Here is a 12,207-nt window from a genome sequence, read left to right as displayed (position 1 = left end):
ACCACTACCTATACCACTACTACCTGTACCGCCACCTGTAGTGCCACCTATACCACTACTACCTGTACCGCTACCTGTACCACTACCTGTAGGGCTACCTATACTACTATTACCTGTACCGCTACCTGTAGTGCCAGTACCTGTTGTACCACCACTACCTGAGCTACTACCAGCACTGGAGCCTCCGCTACCGGAGCCTCCGCTTTGGGCAGAAACAGAAAAAGGTAAGGACAAAGAAGCGAAACTGATGGCAAAGACAGTAGCCAAAACAGCTTTAGATAAATCAAAAGACTTCATAGTCATGGTTCCTTTTATGTATGTTCTAGATTTCTTAGGTTGATTTTCAAAACCGATATTGTCTACTCAATCTACTGCTAAATTAGGGAATTTTTCACAAGATAAATTGAGGAGTCTTTAACCTAGTTTCTTTTGGAAAATCGAAAGCATTTTAAGCTCTCACACACAACAACTTAACTATTCCTCAGATTCAAACTAAATTCATAATTAGTAATTACTAGCTCATGATATAATTGTGAATCGAGTAACTAAGTTGCTTGTTCACAATGGCAAGGAATGATAATATTTATTTTTCATAAAATTACATTCATTTGCATCATAATTTTTAATTACTTAATTGTGAATTATTTCGTTATTCTTATTCAGGATAACTGCTATTTTTTTACTGGGCTTCTACCATAAGAGTAAAGTCAATTCTATCGCAGGAATTAATTTGGCATTAAATTTTAGCTTATGAACGTGAAGATAATGAAATTTGTTGGAGCTTGCAATTAGATAAGCAGCCTTCAAGATAACCACAATCTTCACACTGAGGGTTTTGCCCTGGATTGGTACATCCACAGGGAGGGTTCACAAAACATTCAGAATAATCTTTATGTGTTTGAGATTTTTCCAATATAAAGTGTAAAGCTGCTTCTTGTAGACAAAAAACAAAATCTTTAACCATAAAATCTCGTACCAATCATAATGAATATAACTATTTTTTAATTATTTATTTAGATACATTAACTAAGTAGTCAAGAATGGATAAAACCATACATACAAGATGTGAAGTGTAGCTTTGTTACCCTCTAGCGTAAACTAAAAACCTTTTAATTATTTACTTCGGCTTACATAAAAAGTACAAGCGATCGCTAAGTTAAACAGAATTTTGACCTTAATAAATCTAATGACTCTTTTTCCATTAACTTTTGTTATTTGGTAAACTAGAATTTTTAAACAGTTAGACCAGATGCTGCCAATAGTTGATATATATTAACAATAATATTTCACCTGAGAAATTATAACTTCATACTCTAGGTATGTCTTGTATTATACTTAAGGAATATTTTTATTGGTAAGTTAGTTTGTTATCTCATTTCACTTAACGACTGATACAAATTCTTTCCCCTCTGTTTCTCTACTAGCTGCACGAACATTAAACTAAAATAGTATTCCCAAAGATATATTCAGAATGGACTAGCCTTTAGTTTTCATCTATTTTGTATATCACGAAACTTCTTTGACTAGAGAATCATCTACCATCTTCAAAATAGCTCATGCGAACTGTAATATCTAAAATTTTGTTGTCGTGAGTGACCATTATTGGACTTTGGACAGAGAAAAAATGTTAGCGTAAATTTATGCCAACACTACAAATACTCTTAGACGAGCGCCCATATCTTCAATAACCTGGCGTATTTATCTTTAGATAGCTGGTTTTTAGGCGCCGACTTACTTAGATGCATATTTGAACATCGTTGCCAAAATTCCTGAGATTTATTTGGTGATTGCCGATAGTGGCTTTCAAGAGAAGGAATTCGTCAGTGTGCCACTAAGTCCAAAGCAGGTATCACTGTATGGGGTAAGCCACGGGGAACCGAACTTTTATAATTTTTACGTAGCATACAGATATTAATTTGAAAGCTATTAAACCGAAAATATACTGAAAAGTTCAGTACTAGTTATTTTATATAAGCGAAATATTACCGTGTTTTTTGAAGGCATCTATATATATTAAAGAATTCATTTCAGAGAATCTACGGTAACAAAAATCAAAGCGATCGCGGTACTTTTATTTCAATAAACCTTACATCCTCAACTTAAAAAACTCAGAAAGGATGACAGATAGAGGATGTAGAAGCCGCAACTGCTATTCTGTACTAGCCTAACGCTAGTACACGAAACCTCTGACAAACGCCGAACGTGTTCTTCTTTAGAGTATCAGAAACCACTCTCTAAGCCTCTGCGCGTCTACAGAGGTCTTAGTCTCAAAACCTCTTCCTTCGCACTTTGGCGCACTTTGGGCTTTGGTGAAGACTTGTGCAGTGTATAGGTTTTTATGATGGAATTTTTAAATAATTTTTTCTCTACTAGCCAGTTTATTCCCCACGGACATTGCTACCTCTGGAAACCAGGATTGGTATGGTTGCATCTCGTTTCAGATGTGTTAACTGGACTTGCTTATTATTCAATTCCAGTAATGTTGGTTTATTTTGTCCGTAAACGGCGAGATGTGCCTTTCGGTTGGATGTTCCTAATGTTTGGCATATTTATTGTTGCTTGTGGCACAACCCATTTAATGGATGTGTGGACGCTTTGGTATCCTACCTATTGGCTATCAGGGTTAATTAAAGCTATCACCGCTTTTATCTCAGTATTGACAGCCATAGAACTTGTGCCATTAATACCCCAGGCATTGGCTCTACCGAGTCATACCCAACTAGAGACTGCAAACTCACAACTAGCAAAGGAAATTGCTGAACGCATACGGACTGAGAAGGTGCTGAGAGAAAGTGAACAACGTTGGCAATTAGCTTTGCGCGGCAATAATGATGGAATTTGGGACTGGAATGTTAAAACCAATGAAATGTTTTTTTCAGTTCGCTGGAAGGAAATGCTCGGTTACGAAGACGAGGAAATTTCTAACTATTTAGATGAATACCTCACACGAGTGCATCCCGATGATCTGGACTGGGTGACACAAGCAGTTCAAGATCATTTTGCTCAGAAAACACCGTTTTATGCTATCGAGTATCGATTTTTATGTAAAGATGGCACTTATAAATGGATTTTGGATCGAGGTCAAGCACTGTGGGATGAAAATGGTGACGTAGCGCGGATGGTAGGCTCACATACTGACATCACTGAGCGCAAGCAAGCAGAGAAGGCACTAAGTAGTCTACTTAACCAACTAGAAAGCAAGGTTGAGCTACGGACAGCAGAGTTAACAAAAATTAATCAATCACTACAGGCAGAAATTACTGAGCGCCAGCGAATAGACCAAGCATTGCGAGAAAGCGAACAACGATTCCGTGCTACATTCCATCAAGCTGCTGTTGGCATCGCCCATATAGCTATAAATGGAAGGTGGTTGTTAGTTAACCAGAGGCTTTGCGATATTGTCGGTTATACACCTAAAGAACTACAGTTGCTAACTTTCCAAGATATTACTCATCCAGATGATCTTGATGCCGACTTGAAATATATTAATCAGATTTTAGCAGATAATATTCAAACTTATTCCATAGAAAAGCGTTATTTCTGCAAAGATAGCTCCATTGTTTGGGTTAATGTCACCGTATCTTTAATGCGCGAACCGAATGGGGAGCCAAAGTATTTTATTTCTGTGGTTGAAGACATTAGCGAACGACAAGCCGCACTGCGCGATCGCAAGCAGTGGGAGGAACAAATTCAAGCATCACTCTTAGAAAAAGAGGTGTTATTAAAAGAAATTTACCATCGGGTCAAAAATAATTTACAGGTTATTTCTAGTTTGTTAAGCTTGCAATCTGCTTACATCAAAGATCCAGACGATTTAGTAATATTTAAACAAAGCCAGCAGCGAATTGCATCAATGGCTTTAATTCACGAAAAATTGTATCAGTCTCAAGACTTGGCAAGAATTAATTTTGGTGAATATATTCGAGATTTGGTAGCAAGTTTATTTAGTGCTTATGAAGTCAATGAAGATGCGATCGCTCTGAGAGTAAATATCGATGAGCAAGTATTTCTCGGCTTAGATACAGCAATTCCCTGTAGTTTAATTATCCATGAACTTGTATCTAATTCTTTAAAATATGCATTTCCAACAGGTAGAAATGGTACAATTTATATCGGAATAAGCAAAAATACTGACCATCAGGTTATACTTATAGTTAGTGATGATGGAATTGGTTTACCATCGAATTTCAATTTTAAAAACATGGCCTCTTTAGGGTGGCAGTTAGTAGATGCTTTAACCAATCAACTTGCAGGTAATATTGATATCCAAGGTGCTAGCGGAGTAGAGTGCCAAGTGAAATTTACATTAATATAAAATGACTAAAATATGACAAACGCAAAAATTTTAGTTGTGGAAGATGAAGCTATTGTTGCTAAAGATTTGCAGCATCGACTTATAAAATTCGGTTACACGGTTCCTGCTATAGCTTCTTCAGGAGAAGAAGCAATTAATAAAGCAATGGAAATATTCCCCGATTTAGTGCTAATGGATATTAAGCTAAAAGGGTCGATGGACGGGATAGAAGCTGCCGAAGAAATCTATAAACGTTTGGATATTCCAGTAATTTATTTGACTGCTTATGCAGATGAGAACACATTAAGCCGAGCTAAGATAACTGAGCCTTTTGCTTACCTAATCAAACCTTTTAAAGAAAGAGAACTACAAATAAATATTGAAATAACTCTAACAAAACATGGTTTAGAAAGACAATTAAAGGTAAATAAAAAATGGCTAGATGCACTTTTAAAAAGTATCAGCGATGGTGTCATTGCTAGCGACATGCAAGAATTGGTAACTTTTATGAATCCGGTTGCCGAAAATCTAACCGGATGGAAACAGGAAGAAGCTTATGGTAGAAATTCATCAGAAATATTCAATATTGCTAATGCAGAAACTCATGACTCTATTGAAAGTCCGATCATAAAAGTTCTTGAAGATGGTGTTATCGTAAGTCTTCCAGCAGAAACTATTCTGATTACTAAAGGCGGTGGAGAAATACCAATTGATGACAGTGTTGCACCAATTAAAGATGAGCAAGATAATATTACAGGTGCTGTATTAGTTTTTCGAGATATTACTGAGCGCAAACGAGCGATTGAGGCGCGTAAAAAGCAAATTGAGCAAGAGCAACTTCTGGTGCAATGGGAGGAGATAAATCAACTCAAAAATGACTTTTTGAATTTAGTTTCCCATGAACTGCGATCGCCTCTGAGTAATATAAAGTTAATGATTCAAATGATACAAGCATCTCCTGGTATTGAAGAAACTCAACGCTATCTAGAAGTGATGGAAAGTGAGTGCGATCGCGAGCTAGGACTAATTAACGATTTACTAGACTTACAACGCTTGGAAAGCTCATCCTATCCAGTGATGACACCTGATTCCTTGCTCTTACAACAGTGGTTACCTTGGGTTATTGAGCCATTTCAAATCCGTGTTCAAGAACATCAGCAAACTCTACAGATAAATCTCGCTTCAAATCTCCCGCCGTTGTTCTCAGATAGCATTAGCTTGGAACGAATTTTAGTAGAATTGGTTAATAATGCCTGTAAATACACACCTGCGGGTGGTGAAATTGTCCTAAGTGTACGTCACAATTCCTCGGAAGTGCCCACAAAAACTATTATTACTATCAGTAATTCAGCAGAAATTTCGATAACAGAGTTACCACGAATCTTTGAAAAATTTTATCGCGTTCCCAATGCAGATATCTGGAATCAACGTGGTTCGGGATTAGGTTTACCTATAGTAGAGAAATTAGTCGAACAACTGCAAGGAAACATTCAAGTAGAAAGCAGTAATGGATGGACGACATTTACTGTCACATTGACTGATTTATAGATTTTTAGCTTCTATTAAAATTTTTGCATATAGCTAGAGGCACACATTTATACGCCCCTACAACCGATTTATGTGTCACAAACATTCTTGTAAATGGTATGAGATAATTAATCCAAATTATTAAATTCAGAAAAATGTCATTACGTATACCTTCCACACCTCAAGGTTTTAGTGCATTCATTACTAATTTGGGAATACGAGATACAACTGATGATTTTGTATTTATTAAATCATCAGTTCCTTGTGTTGCTGATGGAGTCTTTACTCAAAGTCTTTTTGCCGGGCCAAGCGTTACTATTAGCCGTAATAATTTAAAAGATTCACAAGCACAAGGAATTGTTGTTATATCTAAGAATGCAAATGTAGCTAATGGTTCTGTTGGTATCGCTGACGCCCAAGAGGTTCTGCAATTAGTTGCAACCGAAACTGGAATTGCTGCACATAATATTGTGATAGCTTCTACAGGTGTAATTGGCAGACGTTACCCGATTGAAAAAATCCGGGCAGGTTTATTAGGATTGGGGAAAAATTTGACTAATGCTGATTTTCATGCCGCAGCCCGTGGTATTATGACGACCGATACAGTACCAAAACTAGCGACACGGCAAATAGGCAATGCCAAACTGGTAGGAATTGCTAAAGGTGTTGGCATGATTGAGCCTAATATGGCTACCCTCCTAACTTTCTTTTTTACTGACGCGGCAATTTCTGCAAATAGCCTTCATTCTATTTTTCGCTCTACTATAGATAAAACCTTTAACTGCCTAAGTGTAGATACTGACACTTCTACTAGTGACTCTGCTGTGATTCTAGCTAATGGAATAGCCGGTGAAGTTTCAGAAGCAGATTTTGCTAGTGCATTGCAAGAAGTTGCACAAGAATTGGTGCTGAAAATTGCCAGAGATGCAGAAGGCGCTACCAAAATTATTGAGGTGACTGTAGATTCGGCGATTAACTATGCACAAGCTAAAACAGTAGCTAAAGCAATTGTGAATTCACCATTAGTAAAAACCGCCGTCTATGGGGCAGATCCGAATTGGGGACGAGTCGCTATGGCTATAGGTAAATGTGAAAATGAACAGCAGATAAATCCAGAAATAGTTGTTATTAGTTTTGATAACGTAAAAGTTTATCCTAATAGCTTAACTGATGAAAATCTGGAACAGTTGCGGCAAATCATGTCCAAAGATCAAGTAAGAATTCATGTTAGCCTCAATATTGGCGACGCCTCTGCAACTGTATGGGGTTGCGATCTTTCAGAGGGCTATATAGAAATTAATGGCAAATATTCAACTTGATTAACTAGAAAAGACGCGAAATTTTGCGTCTCTACATAGGTTGATACTACGGTTAATCGGAATCCAACCCTGCCAGCAGTTTTGTAAGGTGTGTTATGCCGTAGACTAACGCACCATCCCATATTTTCGGTGCGTTATGGACATTAGCCCTAACGCATCCTAACAGATTCAAGCCTGGATGAGGTTTTCCTACTTGTATAGGTAGCCCAGCCAGCAATGAGAGAAATGGCATCAGTCAAAATGCGGTTATGTGCTTTATCTTATGGGCAATTCCACGGTGATGACATTAGTCCTCATCTAGAGATGGATAAATGGCGCAGGTACATTAAGAACTAATTGCTTTGTCAAAAAAGTTGACGCAGGTAGTTATAATGTATTATAGTATATTACATAAGAAATGAGTTAGATTAAAAAGGTTTCCTAAACAGTACAGCGCGGTGAAAATAAAATTACCATTTGTACGCAATTAGTTAATATTACCAGAAAAATTTTTCAAAATCTCATACTTAAGCTCAAATAACTCGACTAACGCCACATAATTAATAAATATGGATTTTGACTATTTTAGAAGTAATGAAGGCACTCCAACAAATAATACCCGGCAGAGCTTGCTTGCTAGCGGTTGGCGACCGTTTAACCGAGAATTAGACTGGGGGTTTTTGTGGCAACTGTTGTATAGTGACTCCCGCGAATTAACTCAAAAAAGTTTGAATTTAGTGAGTAATCTTGCTGATGTTTTGGGACGAAATAATTATGCTTGGTGGGCTAATTTATTAAATGTTGTATCTGATAATACCCGCTACGAAGTTGAAAAGTTTTGGAATTACATCACGCCAGATCCTCAATCACCAGATCATCGCTACAAAGATGTTTTGAGTACGGAAACGCCCATCGTCCAATTTGTCAGTCGTAGTAGTATTCCCATTGATTATGTTCTTAACCGACTACAAGAAATTACTGTACTGCGAGTTTTAGGTGTGTTGGGCAATCCCGACATTATTACCCAGTATTACTCAGAAAGAGATTTTTATTTTCCTATAGATAAATTTGTTAGCTGGGAACGCTTAGACGTTATCAATACTGTTTATGCTTACTGGGCGAAGTCTGACGTTTGGTTACAAATTGATCCCTACGATCGCGGGCGACGACAATATACTTTAATGGCGAAAAATCTTGCGCCACTAATTAACAAAGCAACTTACGACTTAGCAGTTATGCTGAGTGGATATCAAAGTCGTGTAGGCAAGGTTCACAGTCAATTTAACATTCGCACATTTCCAGCAGATATCCAAAACTTTACTGATTCTGTACAACAAGCGATTCTGAATCAAAACCAGTTAGCGGTTGTTGTACATGGGCAACCAGGTACAGGTAAAACAGTCTGGACACAGGCAGTTGCAAAAGAAATTCTTGTACCTTTAGGATATGTAATTTTTATTTTAGATCATGATGCGATCGCTAACTTTGTCCCACCGACTTACATAGAGCGTATTTGTATCGTTATTAACGAAGCTGATAATCTAGCGCAAAATCGTGCTTCTGAGGTAGCGCAATACAATAACAAAACCGAACACATTCTGAGTTTGCTAGATGGCACTTTGTATCAGAGTGTAATTGATGAGTCTGGTATTCAGATGCAGCAACGCTTAGTTGTGTTGATGACTTGTAATACTACTGAAAGATTAGATCCAGCCATGTTACGTAAGGGCAGGGTGGATTTAATATATGAGTTTACGCAACTATTTATTTGAAGTTTCAGCAATTTTGCCAAAGTTTTACTTGTTTTTGTGATACAAGTTGATGTTCTTTGCGCCAAGCTTGGGGAGGTAAACCGTGATGTTGGCGAAACTGACGGGAGAAATGAGACACATCTTGATAGCCCAATGCTTTCGCTATCTTCTCGACTGTCTGATCATTATTTTGGAGTAGAAAACGTGCTCCAGCCATCCGGCGTTTGACAATCCAGCAGTTTACAGTCTCGCCTGTTTGCTTTGCTACTCGGTTTGTTAAATAAGCAGGTGAGTAACCAACAGCAACAGCCACATCACACAAAGTAATTCCTTGATGATAATGGGCTTCGATAAAGTCAAAAACTTCTTTTAATTGGGGAATGTAGGGAAAAATTGACTTGAGAGGCATCATGATTTCTGTATCAGGGGCTTCTCTACTAGAGACTTCTCTATCGGCTTCGCCAACGCTAACGTCAACACCAGCACCTTCAGCGATCGCTGTAGTATTATCTGCAAATACTGATTTTGGAGCTTTTTCCAATTTCATCGCCCACCAGTATTGGAGAGTAGCTTGCTTTTGCAAACGAATAGCGATCGCCCTTAGTAATTCGTCTAGTGTAGAGGGTTTGGTAAGATAGTCGTCTGCTCCTAATTCCATAGCTTTGCGAACATCTGCTTTGGTACTACTACCAGTCAGAAAAATGAAAGGAATAATTGCTGTAACAGGATCTTGGCGTAGCGTATTTAAAACGCTATAACCATCCATATCAGGCATTGTAATATCGCAAATTACTAAGTCAGGTATATGCTCTTGTGCTTGTTGGATACCAGCAAGACCGTTGTCAGCACCTATCGTATCAAAACCTTTAGCCTCAAGACCCATTAAATAAAGATTGCGGGTAACGTTATCATCTTCAATGACGAGAATTTTCTTTGGTGATTCTTGCATAATTTTTATTACCATAACTGTTTACAGAAGCTGCTTACTATACTCTTTGGTGAGTATGTAAATAGGCATAAAATTAATTACTTTATTCCGAGAGTTATGATTGTTAAGCTGTTAATTAAGAATTTTCTTAATTTCAACATTCATAACTCTGAAATACTAAACTCTGATTTGATTAATGGCAACATCACAGTAAACGTAGTACCCGCATTAAGTTGACTTTCTACAGAAACTTGACCGTGATGTAAATCTACAAGGGTTTTAAGAATTGATAGCCCTAATCCAGTACCAGGTATATGATCAATATTACTACCACGGTAAAATGGCTCAAATATTCGTTGTTGGTCTGCTACTGAAATACCGATACCCCTATCTTTGACCTGAAAAATTACTTTCTCATTTTTGCAAGAAAGTTTCAATTCAATTGCAATTTGGGAGGGAGAATACTTTATTGCATTATCAAGTAAATTTTTCAAAATCGGCTCTAACAGTTTTTTATCTATACAGGCTGTCAAAGAGTTATGTGGACTTACAAAATTAATCGGAATTTGTCTAACGCTCATCTGCATTTGGGCAACTAAATCATTACAGAATCCAACTAACTCCAGTGGTTTTGGTTCACAGTTTATTTTTGCTGCTTCTGCCTTAGAGAAGAACAAAATATCATCCAACATCTGACTGAGCTGTTCGGTAGCTTTTTGAATATGATCTAGTAGTGGTTGTATTTTCTTCTGTGTACGTTTGTCTACTTCTTCCTTTAGTAAGCTATTAGAAAATGAAACAATATTCAGTGGTGTACGGAATTGATGGCAAACCATAGAAAGAAAACGCGCTCTGAGTTCGCTAAGTTGTTTTGCTTGTTCTAAAGCTTGGTTAAGACCTAATTCTGCATATTTGTAATCAGTAATATCGATGCCTGCAATCATTTCTACTGGTTTTCCACCAAAATCCAGCCCTCCATCTAGCATTGCAACCGCGCAAGCTAGCCAGCGCTCCGTACCGTTTTTTGTCAGAATATTCATCTCCTGATATTCAAAGTTACTTGCTTCACCGTGCTTACGTATATGCCTGCGTTTTTTGCTTTTAATCAGTCTGCGAAGATCAAAGCCTGTTAACAGTTCCTCTTGTGTGTAGCCAGTGAGTTGTTCTACTGCTGGATTTATATAGCAAAGCCGCGTGTCTTGAATCAGAAAAGTACTAGTATCTGCCGTTTCTGCTAAAGTCCGAAATCTAGCTGCATTTAGCCGTAATGCTTCTTCAGTCCGTTTTGATTCAGTAATGTCCCAAATACTCCACACTCTACCAATAATTTTGCCATCGAGCCACTGAGGTTTAGAGTAGTGTGCAAAAACTTTTCCATCATTCAATTCCAAAATGTCGTAGCTCTCGAAATCAGATTGGCTAGACACTTCCCAAATCAGCCGATTAAAGGCTTGGGGATCTTTAAGTTGATTCTCAAAAAAGGCTTTGCATCGAGGACATTTCTTAGATAGTATTAAGGACTCTGGGATCTGCCACATATCCACAAATTTCTGATTCAAGCTCAGAATATCTCCCTCAAAGTTAACTGCAACAATACCAATGGCAGTAGATTCGAGAGTAGAACGAAGTAAAGAAAGAGATGTTTCTAATTCTACTTCTTTGGACTTGAGTTGAGAAAATTCCTGTTGCAAATTGTCTTTGGCATCCCTTAATTCATCAGTCCACTTTTGCACGCTAAGTTCTACTATTTCATCACTTATCTCACGAGCAAAAGCACAGCCAAATTCCATATTTTGTTGTTTTACATGGCTAATGGATATTTCTACCAGAAATATCCGACCTCTTTTTGTCCGGTAGCGAGATTTAAAGGTAAGGGAATTCTGGGAGCTAATATCTGACCAATTGTGCAGAGAGAAATCTACATCTATATCATGCAGCCTCATGGAAAGTAATTCCTCACGGGAATACTCAGTCATTCGGCAAGTAGCATCGTTGACGTAGAGAAACTGTGCGTTTTCTCCTAAACAGAAGGCTGCATCTACAGCATGATTTATTAGGAAGTGAGCAAACTTCATCTCTACTTCTGGCTGTAGTACCCGTTGATTATTTGATCTAGCTAATGTAGAATCGCTAGAATTCATATTCCTATTTCCTCCTGGTAATCAATCAGTACCATAGCCATTAATGAGTTAATAGTCATAACTTACTAAAATCTTTGGGGCACCGTTAGGCTGTTCAAAAATCAGATTAGTTAGTAAATTAAAAAATATTACTAATCCTGTTAACAAAACTTATCATACCAATAAACAAGGGATTATTAAACCAAACTTTCCTAAAACAAACTAAACATTTAAAATTTATTGTTTCTGTACTAAGCAGCTTTTTATAGTTACACAAAATTTAGACGAA

Annotated in this window: 7 protein-coding genes; 4 read left to right on the top strand and 3 right to left on the bottom strand. The window is 37.5% G+C overall.

Annotated features, from left to right (window positions below; genetic code table 11):
* Positions 1 to 297: hypothetical protein (locus ACFE90_RS15045; RefSeq protein ID WP_375501795.1), on the bottom strand; the 297-nt coding region annotated here is incomplete at its 3' end.
* Between the two features lie 2,041 nt (positions 298 to 2,338).
* Between ACFE90_RS15045 and ACFE90_RS15040 the strand changes: the two genes are divergently transcribed.
* The 4 genes from ACFE90_RS15040 (at position 2,339) to ACFE90_RS15025 (ending at position 8,891) form a co-directional block, all read left to right on the top strand.
* Positions 2,339 to 4,315 (top strand): PAS domain S-box protein, encoded by a 1,977-nt coding sequence (locus tag ACFE90_RS15040; protein WP_375501793.1) that lies wholly within the window; start codon positions 2,339 to 2,341, stop codon positions 4,313 to 4,315.
* 12 nt (positions 4,316 to 4,327) lie between these two features.
* The gene (locus ACFE90_RS15035) at positions 4,328 to 5,842 is read left to right on the top strand and encodes an ATP-binding protein (RefSeq protein ID WP_375501791.1); all 1,515 of its coding nucleotides are present in this window, start codon (positions 4,328 to 4,330) and stop codon (positions 5,840 to 5,842) included.
* 134 nt (positions 5,843 to 5,976) lie between these two features.
* Positions 5,977 to 7,140: a bifunctional glutamate N-acetyltransferase/amino-acid acetyltransferase ArgJ gene (gene argJ / locus ACFE90_RS15030; RefSeq protein WP_375501789.1), complete on the top strand. Its 1,164-nt coding sequence runs from the start codon at positions 5,977 to 5,979 to the stop codon at positions 7,138 to 7,140.
* Positions 7,141 to 7,688: 548 nt separating this feature from the next.
* Positions 7,689 to 8,891 carry an AAA family ATPase gene (locus tag ACFE90_RS15025; protein WP_375501787.1) on the top strand — a complete coding sequence of 401 codons (1,203 nt, stop codon included), beginning with the start codon at positions 7,689 to 7,691 and terminating at the stop codon, positions 8,889 to 8,891.
* Positions 8,892 to 8,895: 4 nt separating this feature from the next.
* Here the strand turns inward: ACFE90_RS15025 and ACFE90_RS15020 are convergent, their stop codons facing one another.
* Positions 8,896 to 9,822: a response regulator gene (locus ACFE90_RS15020; protein ID WP_375501797.1), complete on the bottom strand. Its 927-nt coding sequence runs from the start codon at positions 9,820 to 9,822 to the stop codon at positions 8,896 to 8,898.
* Positions 9,823 to 9,959: 137 nt separating this feature from the next.
* On the bottom strand, positions 9,960 to 11,939 hold the full coding sequence (locus tag ACFE90_RS15015; RefSeq protein WP_375501785.1) for a scytonemin biosynthesis sensor histidine kinase: 1,980 nt from the start codon (positions 11,937 to 11,939) through the stop codon (positions 9,960 to 9,962).
* Positions 11,940 to 12,207: the final 268 nt, after the last annotated feature.

It is taken from the genome of uncultured Nostoc sp., assembly GCF_964245445.1.
Lineage (GTDB): Bacteria > Cyanobacteriota > Cyanobacteriia > Cyanobacteriales > Nostocaceae > Nostoc.
The sequence above is the reverse complement of the archived record's forward strand: the minus strand, read 5'-3'. Positions and strand labels throughout refer to the sequence as shown.

Excerpts from the sequence above, each read along its gene's own strand:
- ACFE90_RS15025 (WP_375501787.1), top strand. The coding sequence starts at position 7,689 with ATGGATTTTGACTATTTTAGAAGTAATGAAGGCACTCCAACAAATAAT.
- argJ (WP_375501789.1), top strand. The coding sequence starts at position 5,977 with ATGTCATTACGTATACCTTCCACACCTCAAGGTTTTAGTGCATTCATT.
- ACFE90_RS15035 (WP_375501791.1), top strand. The coding sequence starts at position 4,328 with ATGACAAACGCAAAAATTTTAGTTGTGGAAGATGAAGCTATTGTTGCT.
- ACFE90_RS15040 (WP_375501793.1), top strand. The coding sequence starts at position 2,339 with ATGATGGAATTTTTAAATAATTTTTTCTCTACTAGCCAGTTTATTCCC.
- ACFE90_RS15015 (WP_375501785.1), bottom strand. The coding sequence starts at position 11,939 with ATGAATTCTAGCGATTCTACATTAGCTAGATCAAATAATCAACGGGTA.